The sequence below is a fragment of the Ruegeria sp. CK2 genome, assembly GCF_056536585.1.
Map to the genome: position 1 here is coordinate 16,325 of NZ_JBQFPW010000010.1, position 20,318 is coordinate 36,642.

A 20,318-nucleotide genomic window follows, 5' to 3' on the forward strand; every position below is an offset into this window, starting at 1 on the left:
GATGACTTTGAACCTCGATCCTGCCGGGCTGTGGCTCGGGCGTATTGAACGCTCGGGCGTTGGCCCGTGTGTTGTGACATTGCGCGGTGGTCAGGTGCTGGACATCACCTCAAAAACCGCGCCGACGACGCGCGACGTTCTCGAGCGCGATGATGCGGCGGACTACGTCAGCAGCGCGCCGGGTGAAGCCCTAGGTCCAGTTGAGGCAGGGCACTACTGGCTGGCGCCATGTGATTTGCAACCGGTCAAAGCCTGCGGAGTCACCTTCGCCGGTTCGATGGTCGAGCGCGTGATTGAAGAACAGGCCGCAGGTGATCCTGCCAAGGCAGCGGCCATTCGCGAACGCATTGGTAAGCAGGTTGGCGACAGCTTGAATGACATTATCCCCGGTTCGGACGCGGCCACCGATGTGAAGCAGGCGTTGATCGAGGAGGGGCTGTGGAGCCAATATCTGGAAGTTGGCATCGGCCCGGATGCCGAAGTGTTTTCTAAAGCACAGGTGCTGTCTTCTGTGGGTTATGGCGCCGAAGTTGGTCTGCACCCTATCTCAACCTGGAACAACCCCGAGCCCGAAGTGGTTCTGGCGGTCAGTTCGCAGGGCGTGATCAAAGGCGCAACCTTGGGCAACGACGTGAACCTGCGCGATGTCGAAGGGCGATCGGCTCTGTTGTTGAGTAAGGCCAAGGATAACAACGCCTCGTGTGCGATCGGGCCAATGATCCGCCTGTTCGATGACAGCTTCACATTGGACGACGTGCGCAAAGCTGAACTGACTTTGACTGTCACTGGACAGGATGGGTTTGTTCTGAATGGGCGATCATCAATGTCCCAGATCAGTCGCGACCCAACAGATTTGGTGCAGCAAACAATCGGCCGTCATCACCAGTATCCCGACGGGTTGATGCTGTTTCTGGGTACGCTCTTTGCACCGACACAAGACAGGGATACGGCCGGCGGCGGGTTCACCCATAAGCTGGGTGATGTCGTCACGATTGCCAATGATCAATTGGGCGCGCTGACCAATACCGTGCGCCTGTCCACGGAATGCCCCGAATGGCGGTTTGGGGCGTCCCATCTGATGCGAAACCTGGCCCATCGTGGCTTGATTTGAGAGAGATCTTCTAATGTTGACCGGGAAACACCTGATTTCTGGCGATTGGATCGGTTCAGACGCGACCTTTGCGTCGGAACCTGCCCACGGCCCCAGCTATGGTTTTACCGCTGACACACCGGCACTAGTAGACAAAGCAGTTGACCCAGCCGAAGACGCTTTTGCGACGTTCGGATGGTCCGCGCGGGCGGAACGAGCGGGTTTGCTCCGGTTAATAGCCGATGAGATTGACGCCCGGGGCGACGCGATCACCGAGATCGGTACGCAGGAAACCGGCTTGCCCGAAGCGCGTCTGCAGGGCGAGCTTGGTCGCACCGTAGGCCAGTTGCGCTTTCTTGCCGATCACATCGAACAGGGTGACTATCTGGGCATGCGCCACGACCAGGCGCTGCTGGATCGAGCGCCCTTGCCGCGCCCTGATCTGCGCATGATCCAACGCCCGCTGGGTCCGATCGCGGTGTTCGGCGCATCAAATTTCCCGTTGGCTTTCGCAACTGCGGGCGGAGATACCGCCTCGGCGCTGGCCGCAGGCTGCGCGGTTGTGGTCAAAGGTCACCCGGTCCATCCCGGCACGGGCGAGATTGTTGCGCAGGCTATCGATCCGCCGCTTTCTGCGGCCTGACTGTTATCGGGATATCCCGATCGATTGTTTCTGGAGAAAGTGTGAAGGACAGAACAGGTATGACACAGTTTACCCCCTCAAATCGCTTGTCCGGCAAGACCGCTTTGATCACGGCGGCTGGGCAAGGCATTGGTCGGGCAACCGCCGCGCTTTTTGCCGCTGAAGGTGCACGGGTGATCGCCAGCGATATCAACGATGCGTCTCTGGCCGAACTGGACGCAATCGACGGTGTCACCGCGCTGAAATTGGATGTCACCGATGCCGCGGCTGTAGGGACTTCTGTCGAAAGCCTGCCCAATCTGGATATCCTGTTCAATTGCGCGGGCTACGTTGCCGGAGGGTCAATTCTGGACTGTGAGGAAAAGGATTGGGATTTCAGTTTTGATCTGAACGTCAAAGCCATGTACCGGCTGATCCGGTTAACCCTGCCGGGGATGCTTGAACAGGGCGGTGGGTCGATCATCAACATGTCTTCGGTGGCATCGTCCTTGAAAGGTGTGCCAAATCGGTTCGCTTACTGCGCGTCCAAAGCGGCTGTTATTGGCCTAACCAAATCAGTTGCTGCCGATTTCGTGACCCAAGGCATCAGGTGCAACGCGATCTGCCCCGGAACGGTCGATAGCCCCAGTCTGCATGACCGTTTGCGGGCGACGGGCGACTATGAACAAGCCATGACCGATTTCATTGCCCGGCAACCCATGGGACGCATTGGAACCGCAGACGAAATCGCGGAACTTGCGCTGTATCTTGGAAGCGATGCAAGCAAATATACATCCGGACAGCCCTTTGCCATCGATGGCGGCTGGACGATCTGAGTTGAAAAGGATCACGATATGAAACTTCTACGCTATGGCGCACCAGGTGCGGAAAAGCCCGGCCTGTTGGACGATGACGGTGCAATTCGGGATCTGTCGGGCGTGATCGATGACCTTTCGGGTGATGTTCTAAGCGACGAAGGGCTGCAGACGCTGCGCCAGCTTGATCCCAACGGCTTGCCTAAGGTCGATGGACAGCCCCGCATCGGCGCCTGCGTTGGCCACGTGGGCAAGTTCGTCTGCATCGGTTTGAATTACGCCGATCACGCCGCTGAGGCGGGTATGGATCTGCCGGCCGAGCCGGTGATCTTCTTCAAGGCGACCTCGTCGATCATGGGTCCCGATGACACAATTGAAATCCCGCGCGGATCGGTCAAAACCGATTGGGAGGTTGAGCTGGGCGTCGTCATCGGGACAGAGGCAAAATATGTCTCCGAGGCTGATGCCATGGATCATGTCGCGGGGTATTGCGTGATTAATGACCTGTCTGAACGTGACTTTCAGCTGCATCGCTCGGGCCAGTGGGTCAAAGGCAAGTCGGCGGATACGTTCGGCCCGATCGGGCCATGGCTGGTCACACGGGATGAGGTCAAGGACCCGCAAGACTTGCCAATGTATCTTGAGGTGAACGGCCACCGTTATCAGGATGGTTCTACGCGGACGATGCATTTCGGGGTGGCTAATGTGATTTCGCATTTGTCCCAGTTCATGTCCTTGCAGCCGGGCGACGTAATCTCGACCGGGACGCCGCCCGGTGTTGGCATGGGTCAAAACCCGCAGACCTATTTGAAACCCGGCGACAAGATCGAGCTGGGCATCGCAGGGCTTGGAGTCCAGCGACAGGGTGTTGTGGCAGGCTGAGAGTTTCCGGTTCGCCGTCAGGCAGCCCTAAAGCCAGCATCGAGCGCATTCAGAATGGCACTGGCGTCAGTTTCCGTCAGCACGAGCGGCGGGGAGAGAATTAGGTTAGGTCCCGACACGCGGACCATCGCGCCGTTTTGGTAGGCGGTCTCTTGCACTGTCGACGCGGTAGCTGCATCGACGGGTTTTTTGGAGCCCCGGTCTGATACCATTTCCATGGCGGTCATCAACCCGTATCCGCCGCGCACATCACCGATAATATCATGTTTTTCCATAAGCTTCAGGCACCCCTGATAGAGTTGTGTGCCTCGGTCAGCCGCGTTTTCGATCACGTTCAGTCGTTTGGTTTCGGCCAGACAGGCGAGCGCTGCGGCCGCGCCCACAGGGTGCCCCGAATAAGTGTAGCCATGACCGATTTTGGCATCGGGATTGCCTTCGAATAGCTCGATTAACTTATCGCCCAGCATCACCGCTCCGAACGGGAAATACCCGTTGGTGATGGCCTTGGCCGTGCACATCATGTCAGGTTGAATACCCCAGAGCCGAGCGCCGGACCACGCGCCGGTGCGACCATAGGCCGTGATCACCTCATCAGTGATCAGCAGGATACCATTCCTGTTGCAAATCTCGCGAACCATCGGGGCGAAGGACTTGTGTGGAGGAATGACCCCGCCTGCGCCCAGAATCGGCTCCATAATCATTGCGGCGATGGTGTTGGCGCCTTGAAAGGCGATCTCGTCCTCCAGGGCAGCGGCGCAAAGCTGGGCCAGTCGCTCAGGGTCTGTCTCGTTAAACGGATTGCGGTAGGTATAGGGGGCCGGGATGTGGTAGCAGCCCGGCAAAAGCGGCTCATAGGCATTACGGAAATTGGCGTTGCCGTTCACCGATGCCCCGCCAACATGGGTGCCGTGATAGCCTTTTTTGAGGCTCAGGAATTTTACCCGCCCCGGTTCGTCACGCAATTTGTGGTATTGGCGCGCCAGACGCAGGGAAGTCTCAACGGAATCTGACCCGCCTGACGTGAAAAACGCCCGGCTGAGACCATCGGGTTTGAAAAACTCGCCCAACTCATAGGACAGCTCGATTGCGACGTCGTTGGAGGTGCCGCGAAAGGTCGAATAGTATGGCAACCGGTCAAGCTGCGTTGTGATCGCGTCCTTCACGGGCCGACATGAATACCCCAGATTGACGTTCCACAATCCACCAACGCCATCCACAACCCGGTGGCCATCAATGTCGGTGATGTTAACGCCATCCGAACCAGTGATGATCTTTGGCGGGTTGTCGATGCTGTCCTTCGGAGATGTCATGGGATGCCACATCAGGCGACCGTTGTTCTCTTTCAGGAAATTTGAATCTTTCATGACGTGGTTTCCATTGAGTGCGGTTGTTTCAAGGAGTTGGCCCAAGCGGCCTCGATATGACTGGGCAGCGTACCGCCCCAATTGCGGCTGATCTCGCGTGCGGCGACGATAAGTTCAGATTTAGTGACCTGTTCCAACTCGGGCGTGAACCGAGACGCTACGCTGGCGACGGAAACAGCCCCGGCCAGCAACCCGGTGTGATCAAAGACGGGGGCGGCCAATCCAAGGATCTCGACCTCGAAACTTTGGTTCCCGCGGCCAAGACCCGTCTCGCGCGCAGAGCTGATCAACTCGGATAGCTCGTCCTTGGTGTTCGGTGTGGTCTCGGTGAATTTTTCCAACTTAGTGACCGCAAAATCAAAAAGCTCATCTGGTCCAAACGCCAAAGCGCAAATGCCGGATGCCGTCGCATGAAGCGGGAAAACGTTGATGTCGACGACCGCGCGAATACCGTGGCGAGGGGATTCGCAGTCGTCCAGCGCATAGAGCGTTTTGCCGGACAGAACCGTCACATGGGCTGTCTCACCCGTTGCATCAGAAAGGGCCACAAGAGCGGCCCGAGCGCTGGCTTTGCGAGGCACTGTAGCCTCGCGCACATGCGCTAAATGCAACACGACCGGACCGAGGCGGTATTGTTTTGAAAGTGGATTTTGCTCAACAAATCCAGCCATTTCAAGGGCCTGAAGATGCCGGTAGGTCGTCGCTTTATCCCGCCCTGCAAGCCTGCACAGCTGCGACAACCCGATCTCGGGTCGGTCAGTTGTAAAATGGTTCAGAAGCTCGAGTGTTTTGGTTGCTGAGGACATTAGCAGTCAATTCCTGTCATCTTAAAAAAAGTTTGACAGGTATTTATTAACATGGCAACCTTTTTTTCGAAACAACGGTTTAATATATGAACCGATAGCGGGGAGAAGAAAAATGCCTAAATTCACCACATCAATCACCGCCATGGCGCTGGCTTTGACGGCTGTCGCAGGCGTGGCGCAGGCGGAGTATCCGGAAAAACCTGTTGAGTTTGTCGTGCCGTGGCCTCCGGGTGATCTTGAAGACGTCTTGACGCGCATGATCGCCGAGGATTTCTCGGAAGCTTACGGAGTTCCGACAGCGGTCGTGAACAAGCCCGGTGGCGGCGGTGGTCCGTTCCCTGGTGCCATTGAAGTCGCGAATGCACCGGCTGATGGCTATACGGTTGGATCCTTCATTATCGCGATCCCGACTGTTGGTCCCCAGATCGGAATTCCGGAACTGAACCCTGATCCCTTCGTGCCACTTGGCAACTTCCTGACCTATCCGTTTGTTATCGCCGCCGGTGGCAACGCCCCCTATGACGATATGGCCGGTCTAGCGGCACATGCGCAGGAAAACGATGTGGTTCTCGGACATTTCGGAGCGCCGCTTGTTCCGACGCAGGTGACTATGGGGCTGGCCAAGGAGATGGGTTTTTCCTACGCCTCTGATGCAGCATTTGATGCTTTGGACTGCAACACTTTGGCGTCGGGTGATGTGGACGTGATCAACACCACTTTGCAGCTGATCCTACCCTGCCTGAGTGACGTGAAAGTTCTGGCCTCGATCGGGTCTGATCGGATTTCTCTGACACCCGACACGCCGACCGTAGCGGAATTGGCACCGGGTCTTGATGTCTCTCTCTGGAACGGTCTGTTCGTGCACAAAGACACCCCTCAGGATGTTCAGGATAAGATCATTGCGGTGGCAAAAGAGACTGTGATGTCGGATCGTGCACAAGCCTTGGCAGCTGAAACCGGTGCCGCAGTTTATTGGCAGCCTGCTGCAGATGTCGTTGATCAGATCAACAAGGATATCCAAACACTGGGTAACATTGATACGATGCTCTCTGAATAAACCAGACGAAGTGGCCGGGCAGCTAAACCGTCCGGCCATATTGTTTTACGATCACATTGGGGTCGGTCATGTCGCATGTCAAAACACTGCAATCCCTCTTCAAACGCTACCGCCGACCCGGTGATATCGTTTTTGCGTGGATCGCTCTGATCGTTTCCGTCTTTCTGCTTTTGCAGCTGGCCGATCAAACCGTCTGGAAGAATGGTGGTAAACTGTTCGCCCAACCACGGTTCTGGCCTGCAGTCTCATTGGCCTGCATGGTGTTTTTTGCAGCCTTCCATCTTTTAGGGTCGGCTTTGTCCGAACGTATCCCTGGCCGGTGGAGAGAGGTTTGGCTGTGGATCACCTCGCTTGAATATGCGGGTTGGTTCATCGCCTACGCGGCCGTCGTTCCTTATGGAGGGTATTTACTGACAACCGTCGTGTTTGCGATCGCGCTGACCCGGCGCGTTGGCTATCGGCGTGCCTCGACCTTGATCGCTGCGGCCGCCGCAGCCGTCGTGATTGTTCTGTTGTTCAAGACGCTGCTGAAAGTGAACCTGCCCGGCGGCCTCATCTACGAGGCGTTGCCGGACGGATTGCGCCAGTTCATGCTGACCTATTTCTGATCGGACCAAATGATGGAAAACCTGTTTGCAGGACTGGAAATGCTCGCCCGTTGGGACGTGATGCTGGCCTTGTTCGTGGGCTCAATCGGCGGCGTGATCATTGGCGCGATACCGGGCGTGGGCCCGGCAGTAGCGATTGCCATCCTGCTGCCTGCTACATTCTCGCTGGACCCGATTGTCGGCCTGACGATGCTTTTGGGAATTTACGGATCGTCAATGTATGGAGGGGCAATCCCTGCTGTATTGATCAACACGCCCGGCACCGCAGTGAATGCGTTGACCTCGTACGACGGCTATCCCATGACCAAAAGAGGCGAAGCGCATCGCGCTGTTTCACTGGCCTATAGCGCTTCTTTCTGGGGAGGGATTTTCGGGATCGGGTGCCTGATCCTCCTCTCGCCTGTGTTGGCTATTATCGCGCCTATGTTTGGCTCACGAGAGATTTTTTTGGCGGCTTTACTGGGCATTATCCTCGTGATCCTGGCCCATCGCGGGCAGATATTTGCGGCCGGAATGCTGGCGATGTTCGGCATCTTTCTGCAAACCGTTGGTCTTGACGCCGTGACCTACACCCAAAGATACACGTTTGGGTTTTCGTTCCTCAGCTCGGGCGTCAACTTGATCGTTGTCGTACTTGGCCTTTTCGCCCTCAGCCAGGCGTTCTTTTTGTTGACGGCGCCGGATAACAGCCCGGACGCCAAGCCGGTGAGCGGCAAGATGACCGCAGGCATCAAAGAGCTGATGAAACACAAACGGGTCGCGACCGTCGCTTCGGGCTTTGGTGTCATTCTTGGGATGATACCCGGCACCGGAGAGTTCACCGCCCAATTCATGAGTTACACCTACGCACAGAAAACCTCCAAAACGCCAGATGACTTTGGTAAAGGCTCGCCCGAGGGGCTGATTGCGTCCGAAGCGGCCAACAATGCGGTGCCCGCTGCTGCGATGATACCACTACTGGCCCTGGGCATCCCGGGAGAAGCGCTGACTGCGATGATGCTGTCAGTGTTTTATGTGCACAACGTCATCCCCGGCCCGCAGCTGTTCCAGAACAATATTGATCTGGTTTATGGGCTCTATTTTGCGCTGATCGCGCTGAACGTCATTGTGATGGTTTTTCTTCTGTTTTCGACGAACCTGCTGACCAAGATCATCCGGATCCCGACACGGTTCCTGGGTGTGCTGATCCTGCTCTTGTCTTTCGTGGGGGTCTATTCGCTGCGAAATTCACTGACCGATTGTATGATTGCGGCAGGTTTTGGGGTGCTGGGCCTGATCCTCAAACGTCTGAACCTGCCGATTGTGCCGATCATCTTGGGAATGGTTCTTGGTGGTATCATGGAGGTCAAGCTGCGGTCCGCGCTGCCCCGCCTCAAGACGCCGTTTGACATGATCGACCGTCCGATCTCCTTCATCCTCTTTGTTATGATCCTACTGGTGCTGGCGCTGCATGTCCGCACGTTGATCAAGGAATGGCGCGCGCACCAGCCCGAGGAAGATCACGACATGCATGACAGCCAATTGAGGTAGTCCTGATGGACCAGAATAAGATCGACACGCTTCGCGCTGAGCTAGTCCCAAGTTTTTCGCATTTGATCGACGGACGGCATTTGCCTGCATCTGACGGCGCGACGATGGATGTTGTGTCGCCGATAAATGGGCAAGTGCTGACAACTATGGCCCGAGGGACAGTGGCGGATATGGAAGCCGCGATAACATCGGCGCGCGCAGCCTTTGAGGATCGCCGTTGGGCAGGGCAGCCACCTGCAGCCCGCAAGAAGGTTCTGATGAAGTGGGCCGACCTGATCGAAGCACATGCGCTGGAACTGGCCGTGCTTGGGGTGCGCGACAACGGAACCGAGATTGGCATAGCGCTAAAGGCTGAGCCGGGATCGGCTGCTGGGACAATCCGCTACTACGCCGAGGCGCTGGATAAGATCTATGGTGAAATTGCACCGACGGCTGGTGATATTCTGGGCTTGATCCACAAAGAACCCGTGGGGGTCGTTGGCGCAATTATCCCATGGAATTTCCCGATGATGATCGGAGCCTGGAAGCTGGGCCCCGCTCTGGCGATGGGCAATTCGGTGGTTCTGAAACCTGCCGAAACGGCCTCTCTCTCGTTAATGCGCATGTGTGATCTGGCGCTCGAAGCGGGGTTGCCGCCAGGAGTGCTGAACGCGGTGACCGGTGAAGGAAAGATCGTGGGCGAGGCTATGGGCTTGTCGATGGATGTCGACGTGCTGGTGTTCACTGGTTCGGGTGGGACGGGGCGGCGGTTGATGGAGTATTCGGCGCGCTCGAACATAAAACGCGTCTACTTGGAGCTGGGCGGTAAGTCCCCCAATATCGTTTTCGCAGACGCACCAGATCTTGCAGAAGCAGCGAAGGTCGCAGCAGCCGGTATTTTTCGTAATTCGGGTCAGGTGTGCGTTGCTGCGTCGCGCCTATTGGTTGAGGCGTCAATCCATGATGACTTTGTCGCTGAAGTCGCAAAAGCAGCGGAGGCCATGCGCGTCGGCGATCCCTTGCAACTGGAGACTCATATTGGTGCGGTCAACTCGGAAACGCAGCTGAACGCCAATCTTGGATTTGTCGACACGGCGGTGGCCGAAGGCGGTCAGATTGTCACCGGGGGTCAACGAGTCTTGGCCGAAACCAATGGCTATTACATGGCGCCCACCGTCGTTACCGGTGTCCGGCCAGACGCGTCCCTCGCGCAGAAAGAAGTATTCGGCCCGGTTCTGGGTGTGACGCCATTCGAAGATGACGATGAGGCGGTCGCGATCGCCAATTCAACTGTCTACGGCCTGGCGGGTGGTGTCTGGACATCGAACCTTGGCCGGTCCCACCGCATGGTCCGCGATGTCCGCACCGGCGTCATGCATGTGAACACCTATGGCGGCGCGGACGGAACTGTACCGCTGGGTGGCGTGGGTCAATCCGGCAATGGGCACGACAAATCACTGCATGCCATAGAGAAATACATCAATCTGAAGACGGCTTGGATCAAGTTGTAAGGGGCCTCGTATGACCGACAAAACCATTCTGATTGTAGGAACCTACGATACGAAAGACGATGAGCTAGGCTTCCTTGCAGATGTGATCCGTGAACAGGGCGGCACGGTTGTCACTATGGACGTTTCCGTTCTGGGTGACCCATCACAGCCTACGGACCATTCCAAACACGATGTGGCCGAGGAAGGTGGCAGTTCGATCCAGGCCGCCATTGACAGTGGTGACGAAAATCACGCGATGCAAATCATGGCGGAGGGGGCCAGCCTGCTCACGTCGCGGCTTCACTCCGAGGGCGTATTCGATGGCGTGATTGTGCTGGGCGGTACGATGGGCACCGATCTTGCATTGGACGTTTGTTCGGCGTTGCCTTTGGGTGTCCCTAAATACATCGTATCGACCGTGTCGTTTTCCCCGTTAATTCCGGCAGACCGTCTGGCGGCGGACATCCAGATGATCCTGTGGGCGGGTGGCCTCTATGGGTTGAATTCGGTTTGCAAAGCGTCCCTGTCGCAGGCCGCTGGTGCGGTTTTGGGCGCCGCGCGTGCTGTTCAGAAGCCGGACCCAGACAAGCCCCTGATCGGGATGATGTCGCTGGGCACTTCGGCGCTGAAATATGTGATCCCGTTGAAACCAGCGTTGGAAGCGCGTGGGTATGAGGTCGCAGTGTTTCATGCCACCGGTATGGGCGGTCGGGCCTTTGAAAGCCTCGCACGGCAGGGGGCGTTCGTCTGTGTGTTCGATTTCTGCACGCAAGAGCTGGGCAATCACGTGAACGGGTCCAACATTTCAGCTGGCGCAGATCGGCTGACCAATGCGGGGGCCAGCGGAACGCCGCAGATCGTGGCACCCGGCTGCTATGATCTGGTGGACGTTGTGGGCTGGCAGCCCTTGCCGCAGAAATGGTCCGATCATTTAAAACACGAACACAATCGGCTGCTGACCTCGATTGTGTTGAATGTGGATGAACGGAAAGCGGTGGCGCGCGCCCATTCAAGGCAATTGGTAGCAGCAAAGGCGCCCGTCGCAATGATTTTGCCCGAGCGCGGCCTCGGCGAATGGGACCGTGAGGGCGCAGACCTCCATGACAAAGAGGGGTTGGCGCAGTTCCTGGATGAGCTTCAGGCGACCCTGCCTTCGAATGTCTTTTCCCACAGGCTCGATTGCCACATCAACGATCCGGAATTCGCCGGAAAGGCGTTGGAGATTTTTGATGCCTGGCGTGATGAGGGCATCATCGCCGATTAGTCTGCAGAACCGGGGTCAAGAAGGGTCAGCAAATCCAACAGAGTTTCATAGTTTTCAGCCCCCAAAACAGATTTGAACCCGTCCACAATTTGTGCGGCTTGGGTCGCCCGGTCGTCGATTATCTTCTGACCTTCGGGCGTGATTTCGATGAATTGCCGGCGGCGGTCCGCATCGTCTCGGGTTTGTGTGATAAGGCCTTTGTCACGCAGAGTTGCTGCGATCCGTGTCAGGCTGGGAAACAGCAGGCTGGACCGGTCGGCGAGCGTTTTCGCGTCCAACCGGCCGTATGCTGTAAGGACCCGTAGGACACGCCATTGTTGTTCCGTGATCCCCGTTTCGGCCAGCATCTCTCGGATCGGGGCCATCACACCTTCGCGCGCGCGGATCAGTGCGATCGGAAGGGATCGTTTGGTCGGCGGGAGTATGGATGTCATAGAAACCTCGGGAGTTGTCTGGAATGTCAAATGCACCGTAAACTTAGTCTTGACAACGAAGCGCCATATTATTTAACTTAACAATAATTAACATGTTAAGGAGATGGCATGCCGCACTTCCACATCGACTATTCTGCAAACCTTGAACAGGTCGTGGACATGGGCGCATTGTGCGAGGTTATCCGTAGCGCTGCGGCTGAAATCGAGACCTTTCCAACACCTGGCATTCGCGTTCGCGCAACTCGTGTTGACCATGTAGCAATGGCTGACGGGGATCCAAATCATGGGTTCATCGACCTGTCCATCCGTCTGCGCGCTGGCCGTTCCGATGACGTGAAGAAGGATGCCGTTACCCGTATTTTCTCAACGCTCAAGGATTTTGTAGCCCCTGCAATGCGGACCCATTCCATCGCGTTGTCTGCCGAAATCCGGGACATCGACGCCGATCTCTCCCCTAAATTCGGCAACGTCAGAGATCATCTGGAGAACACCGCATGAGCGAGCTAGAACAAAACGTTACCAAGTTGAATCGCTATCTTGAGCGTTTCCAAGAGATCGGCATCCAAAATCGGATCGCCGGTGCGGATGTCGCGGGTGAAGCAGGGGTGTTCCAAACCATCTCGCCCGTAGACAAAAGCGTGATCTGTGATGTAGCCCATGGGACTGGCGACGACATCGACGCAGCGGCCAAGGCTGCCAACGCAGCCTTTGCAGCGTGGCGTGATATGGCGGCGCGTGAACGTAAGGAAATTCTGATCCGAATTGCCGAAGGCATCGAAGCGCGGGCCGAGGAAATCGCGTTGTGCGAGTGCTGGGACACAGGACAAGCGCTGAAGTTCATGTCCAAAGCCGCATTGCGCGGGGCGGAGAACTTTCGGTATTTCGCCGATCAGGTCGTGCAAGCGCGAGACGGGCAACACCTGAAATCACCGACTTTGATGAACATCACGACTCGGGTTCCGATAGGCCCCGTGGGGGTCATTACCCCGTGGAACACACCCTTCATGCTGTCCACATGGAAAATCGCACCAGCGCTCGCTGCTGGATGCACGGTAGTCCATAAACCCGCTGAAGCTTCGCCATTGACTGCGCGCCTGCTGGTGGAAATCGCCGAAGACGCGGGGCTGCCCCCTGGGGTGCTCAACACCGTAAACGGATTTGGCGAAGGCGCCGGTAAGGCGCTTTGCGAACACCCCCTGATCAAGGCCATCGCCTTTGTGGGTGAAAGCCGTACAGGATCACTAATCACCAAGCAGGGTGCAGATACACTCAAACGCAACCACTTGGAACTGGGCGGCAAAAACCCTGTCATCGTGTTCGAGGATGCCGATTTGGACCGCGCGCTCGATGCGGTGATCTTTATGATCTATTCGATTAACGGCGAGCGGTGCACGTCGTCATCGCGTCTTTTGGTGCAGGATACGATCCGCGCAGAGTTCGAAACCAAGCTGATCGAACGTGTGAACAACATAAAAGTAGGTCACCCTCTGGACCCAAAAACCGAGATCGGCCCGCTGGTCACCCGAGAGCACTTTGACAAGGTTACCAACTATTTCGACATTGCTCGCGAAGATGGCGCGACCGTTGCCGCCGGCGGCGTGACTGTCGGGGAAGAAGGGTACTTTGTCCGCCCGACACTGTTTACCGACGCCAACAATCAGATGCGGATCGCGCAAGAAGAGATCTTTGGGCCAGTTCTCACGTCGATCCCGTTCTCGACCGAGGAAGAGGCGCTGCTGATTGCCAATGACATTCCTTACGGTCTGACCGGCTATGTTTGGACCAATGACCTGACCCGCGCGCTGCGCTTCACGGACAAATTAGAGGCCGGGATGATCTGGGTGAACTCCGAAAATGTCCGACACTTGCCGACACCCTTTGGTGGCGTCAAAGCCAGCGGTATTGGTCGTGACGGGGGCGATTGGTCCTTTGAGTTTTACATGGAGCAGAAACACATCGGCTTTGCCACGGGGCACCACAAGATCATCAAACTGGGGGCGCTGTGATGGACAACCAACAGACATTTGTTGATGAGCCATTTGAGATTGCCTACCCGTCCAAGCCGCAAAAGACTGGCGCGATCTTGTCTGATCAATTCCGGTCAGTCGGGACTGGCCAGCCCAACACCATCTTCCCCATTCGATAGGAGGCATCGATGCCCGTTCCTGCCCCAAATCTATATCCTGATTTCAATACGATCCGCCTGAGCCATGTGTGCCTGAACGTCAAAGACCTTACGGCGTCAAAGAAGTTCTATACCGAGATCCTTGGTCTTCAGGTCACGGATGAAGATGACCGTTGCATCTACCTACGCGCGATGGAGGAACGCGGGCATCATTGCGTGATCCTGCAGCAATCCGATCAACCCGGCACCGTCGAGGTTATGGGCTTCAAGACTTTTGACGAAGACGATCTGGACCGGGCAAAGGCCTATTTCGATAGCAAGGACCGCCCGACGGAATGGGTCCAGCGCGCATATCAGGGGCGCACGCTTTTGACCTCGGACAACATGGGTATTCCGCTGGAGTTCTACCACCAGATGGATCGGTTGGAGCCAATTCACCAGAAATACGCGCTCTATCGCGGTGTCAAACCGCTGCGCATCGACCATTTCAACTGCTTTAGCCATGATGTTGATGCATCGGTGGAATTTTACTCGGACTTTGGATTTCGCGTCACCGAATACACCGAGGACGAAGAGAGCAAGAAGCTTTGGGCAGCTTGGCTGCACCGCAAGGGCGGTGTGCATGACATGGCCTTCACAAACGGCACCGGTCCACGGATGCACCACGTAGCGTTTTGGGTGCCGACGCCGCTTAACATCATCGACCTGCTCGATCTAATGTCGACCACGGGCTATGTGGACAATATCGAACGCGGCCCTGGCCGTCACGGCATTTCCAACGCGTTCTTCCTTTATGTTCTGGATCCCGATGGCCACCGGATCGAAATCTATTGCTCGGATTATCAAACGGTCGACCCGGACCTGGAGCCGATTAAGTGGGATCTGAAAGACCCGCAGCGCCAGACGCTTTGGGGCGCCGCAGCACCTGAAAGCTGGTTCAAGCACGGGACGACATTTGTTGGTGTGGAAACCAAAGATTCGGCGCTGAACGCCAGCCCGATTATCGCACCATGAGCTTTTGTGCCGTAAACTCGGCTGTCCAGCGTTCGGGATCGCGCCAAATGCTTGACGGTTTCCTTGAACCTAAATGCAACTACGGTTCCAACGTCGTCGCGGGGGTATGATAATGCGATTTGCAACCTACACCTCCCACGGCGAGACTCTGTATGGCGCTGTCACCGACAATGGCATGATCGCCTTGAATGACGCCTTCCCGCAGTGGCCGAGCTTGTTTGACGTTGTGCAAGCGGGCGGGCTCGGTGCGCTTGCCGACGCAGTTGCTGGGAAAACGGTCACCCATACCGATTTTCAATATGAGATGGTTCTGCCCAATGCGCGACGTATCCTCTGCGTTGGGGTGAACTTCCCGGATCGAAACGCCGAATACAAGGACGGCAGCGAACAGCCCAAGTTCATGTCGTTGTTCCCGCGTTTTGCCAGCGGGTTCACCGGTCATGATCGCCCCATGATACGCCCGCCCGAAAGTCACCATCTTGATTATGAGGGCGAAGTGGCGATCATCATTGGCAAGAGCGGGCGGCGCATCAAACAAGATGACGCCTATGACCATATTGCAGCCCTGACGCTGTGCAACGAAGGCACTATCCGCGACTGGGTGCGGCATGCGAAATTCAACGTGACCCAAGGCAAGAACTGGGACAAGTCTGGCTCGATCGGCCCATGGCTTGTCCCCTTCACCGACGCTGCTCAGTTGGACGACGCCCGCATCGTCACGCGGGTGAATGGCGAAGTTCGGCAAGATGATGTCTTGTCCCGCATGATGCACCCAATCCGGCGCGAGATTGAGTACATTTCGACATTCATGACGCTTGAGCCGGGCGATATCATTGTCACCGGCACTCCGACCGGTTCCGGTGCGCGGCTTGACCCTCCGCAGTATCTAAAACCCGGCGACGTGGTTGAGGTCGAGGTGAACGGCATTGGGACCCTGCGCAACACCATCGAGGACGAAGTGGTATGACGCCCGCAGACCACGCGACCGCCGCCGCTGATCTTTTGCGCGCCGAAGAGACCGGTAAGCAGATTGGGCTACTTTCTCTGCGGCATCCCGAAATGGGTTTGGATGATGCCTACGAGGTGCAAAACGCCATCTACCGCGCCAAGATTGCGCAGGGCCGCAAGGTTGTTGGATGGAAAATAGGGCTGACATCGAAAGCGATGCAATCTGCGTTGAACATCGATATCCCCGACAGTGGGATTCTGTTCGACGACATGGTGTTCGACAACACCGCGATAGTGCCCAAAGACCGGTTCATCCAGCCGCGGGTCGAGGCCGAGATAGCATTTGTCATGAAATCCGCCATAGGGGGTGCGGACCTAACCCGCCAAGACGTGCTGGCAGCGGTCGAGTATGTCGCCCCTTCGATTGAGATACTGGATACCCGGATCCTGCGCGTCGATGCCGACACCGGGAAAACCCGCAATGTGTGTGACACGATCAGTGACAACGCGGCCAATGCAGGTGTTGTTTTGGGCACCCAGCGGCATGCGGTTGACGCTTTAGATCTGCGCTGGGTCGGGGCGATCACCTCGCGTAATGGCGAGGTCGAGGAAACCGGCCTGGGAGCAGGGGTGCTGAATGATCCGGCGCAGAGCGTTGTGTGGCTCGCACGGCGCATGGCGCAGTATGGTCAAAGGATCGAGGCCGGACATATCATCCTTTCGGGCAGTTTCATTCGGCCCATTGAGTGCCCTGCTGGTAGCAATATCTTTGCCGATTTCGGTCCCTTCGGCGACGTTGCCATCTCGTTTGCCTGAAGGTTTCCCATGTCTGCGCCGCGCAATTTATTCAAACACGCAATCGCCGAAGGAGAGCTTCAGCTGGGATGCTGGCTTGGCCTCGCCGATCCCTACATCGCGGAAATCAGCGCGGGCGCCGGGTTCGACTGGGTTCTGATCGATGGAGAACACGCTCCAAATGACCTCCGGTCAATTGTGGCGCAACTGCAGGTCATTTTTGCACGGGACACTCACTCCGTCGTTCGGCCTCCTATCGGAGAGCCATGGATCATCAAGCAATTGCTGGATGCGGGCGCGCAAAGCCTTCTTGTCCCCATGGTGGAAAGCGCCGAACAGGCGCAAGCCCTTGTAGACGCAGTGACTTACCCGCCGCACGGGGTTCGCGGTGTGGGCTCTGCTCTGGCCCGCGCCTCAGACTTCGCGGCGATTCCAGATTACCTTCAGACTGCGCGGGATGAAATCTGTCTCTTGGCGCAGGTCGAAAACCGAAGAGGTCTGGCCGCGCTGGACGATATTCTAGCGACCGAAGGGCTGGATGGAGTATTTATCGGCCCGTCCGATCTTGCCGCCGATATGGGTTTCTTAGGTCGGCCCGACGTGCCCGAAGTGAAGAATGCTGTTCTGCGGGCACTGGAAAAGATCGTTGCGTCGGGCAAGGCGGCTGGAATCCTGACCCTGGACACAGAACTCCAACTTGAATGCCGCGCCGTCGGTGCGAGTTTCATCGCAACTGAAATCGATGTCAGCCTGTTTGCCCGAAATATGCGAAACGCGGCGGCGGTCGCCCGCAGTCGCTTCCGCCTGCCTCACCAACCAGTGTAAAGGAAAGTGGTTTGCACGGTCAGAGACCTCTCTCGATCAGTCCAAACAATTGGACCGGGCGGGCGACGCCGCGTATGCTGTGAAGCCCGCATTCGGAAAAAAGATCTGGTGCAGCTTCAGCGACTGCAATTGTCGCCAATACCCGGTGCCCCAGCGATTTGGTTAAACCTTCTATTCGGCTTGCGACGTTGACGGCGCCGCCTAGGACTGTGAAATCAAGCCTGCCCGGGCTGCCAATATTACCATAGCTGACCTGACCTACGTTGACGCCAATACCGATATCCAATGGTGGTTTGTTCTGCTGGTCGCGATCCTTGTTCAGTGCAGAAAGACCGTTGAGCGCGCTTTGCGCAGCGCGCGCCGCCTGGAAACATTGTTGGGTACGATCATCTGGCGTGGCGATCGTGAAAACGGACAAAACCCCGTCGCCCATGAATTTGAGGACATCTCCTCCATGGGTCTCAACGGACTGCACCACCCTATCGAAGTACCCATTCAACGCATCAAATACGTCATCTTCATCTGCCAGATCGGTGAGCGCCGTGAACCCGCGCAGGTCAGAGAACATCACAACCGCTTCCAATGATGTGCGTTCTCCGCGTTTGATCGTTCCATTGCACACGGCTTCGGAGGGTCCATTCCCAAGATACGTGCGAAGAAGGCTTTCGGACGATTTGCGCATTGTGATGGGCTCCATCGCCGACGAAAGTGCCGGCAACGCGGCCTCGATCATCTTGAGGTGCTGATCCGAGAACCCATCTTTGGATTGCGTGACGAAAGTACAGCCATGCAGCGAACCGTCTCCGTAAAACAGAAGGGTTGCATAATAATCCGTGCCGCCCTGGTCTGCGAACTCCAAGTATGAGACATGGTCGGTTTCCGAATCCAGCCCGCGCAGACTTTTGTGCAAAGGGTGCCTGTGTTCCAGTACATACTCGAATGCGCTGCCGACATAGCCATCTGTGAGCATACGCTCATGCGTCACGTCGTAGCTTTCCGTGCCGTCAGGTGTCCAGACAACGCCCCAAGCAATCAGCAGGGGGTTCGCAAACCGCTGACCAATATTGACGCGCCAAAGTGGAACCCCGGCATCAATAAGTGACGCGCAGAAGTGAGATACGATTTTTACTGGATCGCCCGACCGGCGGCCCTCGTTCATCATCCAATCGGCCAGCTGAGCAATTTGATCCATTGCGGCAGGTTAGCCGCCAGGCGGTGAAGAGCAAAGTCCGATATACGCGGCGTGCAGCAGGGCAAGCTCTGCCTCAAAGGGTTTGGGTATCCCAAAAGGCGCATACTGATGTCTCTCGTTGCTGCTTCAAACCCGCCGAAGCACCGCTTCAGTCCGACTTGGGGGATTTTGGATTGGGAGGGCCCGGCAATTCATATCAGATTGATATTAATGAAAATTGACGGCCAAAGTTCACCGAATTGCAATTTTCTTCGTCCAGTGAGTTTCATCAAACCGAATATTTGTTTCGGGAATACCGGATATTCGTAAATTCGGGCAAGACACTCTTGATGGCTTTGGCATCCACATGTTTCAATTTCTGTGCTTGGCAGGCAAACGGGCTGCAAGCAACAAACAAAACAGAGAACACAAGTGTTTTCGACATAACCAAAGCGCCCTACGGTTCTGACCGACCGAAAGTGAGCGCTGCACAAGTCCAACGTGGAGAACTCGAATGAACAAAATTTCGATGCTATTGGGTGGCGCATCTGTTGCGATCGCCATGCCGGCATTTGCGGCTGATATTGTAATTGGTGTGCCCAACTGGCCGTCGGTAAATGCAACGGCGCATATCCTCAAGGTCGCGATTGAAGAGAATCTTGGCCTGGAAGTAGAGCTTCAGAACGGTACGAACCCGATTGTTTTCGAAGCTATGGATTCAGGGGCGATGCATGTGCACCCTGAGGTCTGGATGCCAAATCAGCAAAACCTGCACGATACCTACGTCAAAGACAAAGGCACGGTGACGTTCAACGGCAATGGTGTCGAAGCGTTCCAGGGTATGTGTGTGGACAAAGCCACTGCTGAGGCCAACGGGATCACGTCGATTGATGACCTGACAAACCCGGATATTGCGGCTCTGTTCGACAGCAATGGGGACGGTCAGGGTGAACTGTGGATTGGCGCGCCTGGATGGGCGTCAACCAATGTCGAAAAAGTGCGCGCGAAATCCTATGGTTATGATCAGGTTTTCGAACTCACCGAGATTGATGAAACGGTTGCGTATGCCAACCTCGACAATGCGATCAAGGCTGGGGATGCATGGGTCGGCTTTTGCTACACGCCACACTACGTGTTCGAATTGCATGACCTGCAAGTCTTGGAAGAACCAGCGTATGATGCGGCCAAGTGGAATGTGATTCAGCCGACGGATGATCCGGATTGGTTGGCCAAATCTGATGCGGGCGTCGCCTGGGATTTGGCGTATCTGCATCTGCACTATGCGAAGTCGCTTGAAGAAGAGTACCCGCAAGTCGCCACTATGTTGGCAAACATGAAACTTGATACCGATACAGTATCAGCCATGACCTATGCTCTGGTGATCGATGGCAAAGAACCATTGGCATACGCGCAGGAATGGGTCGGAGCAAACGAAGATGCCGTTCTGGGTTGGATGTCTGAGTGATCATACCTGATCAGAACTGAAACAGATTCAGGCC

At 56.4% G+C, this 20,318-nt stretch carries 19 protein-coding genes and 1 pseudogene; 16 read left to right on the forward strand and 4 right to left on the reverse strand.

Going from position 1 to position 20,318, the window contains the following annotated elements:
* Nucleotide 1: 1 nt before the first annotated feature.
* The 4 genes and pseudogenes from ACR0BU_RS15375 to ACR0BU_RS15390 all read left to right on the forward strand — a co-directional run bounded on the left by ACR0BU_RS15375 (nt 2) and on the right by ACR0BU_RS15390 (nt 3,409).
* The gene (locus ACR0BU_RS15375) at nt 2-1,111 is read left to right on the forward strand and encodes a fumarylacetoacetate hydrolase family protein (protein ID WP_480737971.1); all 1,110 of its coding nucleotides are present in this window, start codon (nt 2-4) and stop codon (nt 1,109-1,111) included.
* Nucleotides 1,112-1,124: 13 nt separating this feature from the next.
* Nucleotides 1,125-1,727 (forward strand): annotated as a pseudogene (locus ACR0BU_RS15380) (aldehyde dehydrogenase family protein); the annotation flags it as partial.
* A 65-nt stretch (nt 1,728-1,792) separates the two neighbouring features.
* Complete coding sequence (locus tag ACR0BU_RS15385; protein WP_300069554.1) at nt 1,793-2,548, forward strand: SDR family oxidoreductase; 756 nt, start codon at nt 1,793-1,795, stop codon at nt 2,546-2,548.
* Between the two features lie 18 nt (nt 2,549-2,566).
* Entirely contained in the window at nt 2,567-3,409 is an 843-nt protein-coding gene (locus ACR0BU_RS15390) for a fumarylacetoacetate hydrolase family protein (RefSeq protein WP_480737972.1), read from the forward strand.
* A 17-nt stretch (nt 3,410-3,426) separates the two neighbouring features.
* On the opposite strand, the gene ACR0BU_RS15395 is transcribed toward ACR0BU_RS15390, so the two are convergent.
* Complete coding sequence (locus tag ACR0BU_RS15395; protein WP_480737973.1) at nt 3,427-4,773, reverse strand: aminotransferase class III-fold pyridoxal phosphate-dependent enzyme; 1,347 nt, start codon at nt 4,771-4,773, stop codon at nt 3,427-3,429.
* A complete protein-coding gene (locus tag ACR0BU_RS15400; protein WP_299890736.1) occupies nt 4,770-5,579 on the reverse strand; it encodes an IclR family transcriptional regulator in 810 nt (269 codons plus the stop codon). The genes ACR0BU_RS15395 and ACR0BU_RS15400 overlap by 4 nt, the downstream gene beginning before the upstream one ends.
* A gap of 112 nt (nt 5,580-5,691) precedes the next feature.
* On the opposite strand from ACR0BU_RS15400, the gene ACR0BU_RS15405 reads away from it, so the two are divergent.
* The 5 genes from ACR0BU_RS15405 to ACR0BU_RS15425 all read left to right on the forward strand — a co-directional run bounded on the left by ACR0BU_RS15405 (nt 5,692) and on the right by ACR0BU_RS15425 (nt 11,507).
* A complete protein-coding gene (locus ACR0BU_RS15405; protein ID WP_299081754.1) occupies nt 5,692-6,636 on the forward strand; it encodes a tripartite tricarboxylate transporter substrate-binding protein in 945 nt (314 codons plus the stop codon).
* 68 nt (nt 6,637-6,704) lie between these two features.
* Nucleotides 6,705-7,244, forward strand: a complete 540-nt coding sequence (locus ACR0BU_RS15410) for a tripartite tricarboxylate transporter TctB family protein (protein WP_299081751.1) — start codon at nt 6,705-6,707, stop codon at nt 7,242-7,244.
* 12 nt (nt 7,245-7,256) lie between these two features.
* Entirely contained in the window at nt 7,257-8,774 is a 1,518-nt protein-coding gene (locus tag ACR0BU_RS15415) for a tripartite tricarboxylate transporter permease (RefSeq protein WP_299890741.1), read from the forward strand.
* A 5-nt stretch (nt 8,775-8,779) separates the two neighbouring features.
* Complete coding sequence (locus ACR0BU_RS15420) at nt 8,780-10,264, forward strand: aldehyde dehydrogenase family protein (protein ID WP_480737974.1); 1,485 nt, start codon at nt 8,780-8,782, stop codon at nt 10,262-10,264.
* A gap of 10 nt (nt 10,265-10,274) precedes the next feature.
* Complete coding sequence (locus tag ACR0BU_RS15425) at nt 10,275-11,507, forward strand: Tm-1-like ATP-binding domain-containing protein (RefSeq protein WP_480737975.1); 1,233 nt, start codon at nt 10,275-10,277, stop codon at nt 11,505-11,507.
* Here the strand turns inward: ACR0BU_RS15425 and hpaR are convergent.
* Nucleotides 11,504-11,941, reverse strand: a complete 438-nt coding sequence (gene hpaR, locus ACR0BU_RS15430; protein WP_480737976.1) for a homoprotocatechuate degradation operon regulator HpaR — start codon at nt 11,939-11,941, stop codon at nt 11,504-11,506. The genes ACR0BU_RS15425 and hpaR overlap by 4 nt on opposite strands.
* Before the next feature lie 108 nt (nt 11,942-12,049).
* Here hpaR and ACR0BU_RS15435 point away from each other — a divergent pair, with 108 nt between their 5' ends.
* From ACR0BU_RS15435 to ACR0BU_RS15460, 6 genes are all read left to right on the forward strand, one after another.
* Entirely contained in the window at nt 12,050-12,439 is a 390-nt protein-coding gene (locus ACR0BU_RS15435; RefSeq protein WP_480737977.1) for a 5-carboxymethyl-2-hydroxymuconate Delta-isomerase, read from the forward strand.
* Nucleotides 12,436-13,947 carry a 5-carboxymethyl-2-hydroxymuconate semialdehyde dehydrogenase gene (gene hpaE / locus ACR0BU_RS15440; RefSeq protein ID WP_480737978.1) on the forward strand — a complete coding sequence of 504 codons (1,512 nt, stop codon included), beginning with the start codon at nt 12,436-12,438 and terminating at the stop codon, nt 13,945-13,947. The genes ACR0BU_RS15435 and hpaE overlap by 4 nt, the downstream gene beginning before the upstream one ends.
* A 149-nt stretch (nt 13,948-14,096) precedes the next feature.
* Nucleotides 14,097-15,080, forward strand: coding sequence for a 3,4-dihydroxyphenylacetate 2,3-dioxygenase (hpaD, locus tag ACR0BU_RS15445; RefSeq protein WP_299890750.1), 984 nt, complete (start codon nt 14,097-14,099; stop codon nt 15,078-15,080).
* A 112-nt stretch (nt 15,081-15,192) separates the two neighbouring features.
* The gene (locus ACR0BU_RS15450; protein WP_480737979.1) at nt 15,193-16,047 is read left to right on the forward strand and encodes a fumarylacetoacetate hydrolase family protein; all 855 of its coding nucleotides are present in this window, start codon (nt 15,193-15,195) and stop codon (nt 16,045-16,047) included.
* Nucleotides 16,044-16,844, forward strand: a complete 801-nt coding sequence (gene hpaH / locus ACR0BU_RS15455) for a 2-oxo-hept-4-ene-1,7-dioate hydratase (RefSeq protein WP_480737980.1) — start codon at nt 16,044-16,046, stop codon at nt 16,842-16,844. Before ACR0BU_RS15450 ends, hpaH begins: the two co-directional genes overlap by 4 nt.
* A 9-nt stretch (nt 16,845-16,853) precedes the next feature.
* Entirely contained in the window at nt 16,854-17,648 is a 795-nt protein-coding gene (locus tag ACR0BU_RS15460; protein ID WP_480737981.1) for an aldolase/citrate lyase family protein, read from the forward strand.
* A gap of 19 nt (nt 17,649-17,667) precedes the next feature.
* Here ACR0BU_RS15460 and ACR0BU_RS15465 read toward each other — a convergent pair whose 3' ends face one another.
* Nucleotides 17,668-18,840, reverse strand: coding sequence for an adenylate/guanylate cyclase domain-containing protein (locus tag ACR0BU_RS15465; protein WP_480737982.1), 1,173 nt, complete (start codon nt 18,838-18,840; stop codon nt 17,668-17,670).
* A 493-nt stretch (nt 18,841-19,333) separates the two neighbouring features.
* Between ACR0BU_RS15465 and ACR0BU_RS15470 the strand changes: the two genes are divergently transcribed.
* Entirely contained in the window at nt 19,334-20,284 is a 951-nt protein-coding gene (locus ACR0BU_RS15470) for an ABC transporter substrate-binding protein (RefSeq protein ID WP_298936202.1), read from the forward strand.
* Nucleotides 20,285-20,318: the final 34 nt, after the last annotated feature.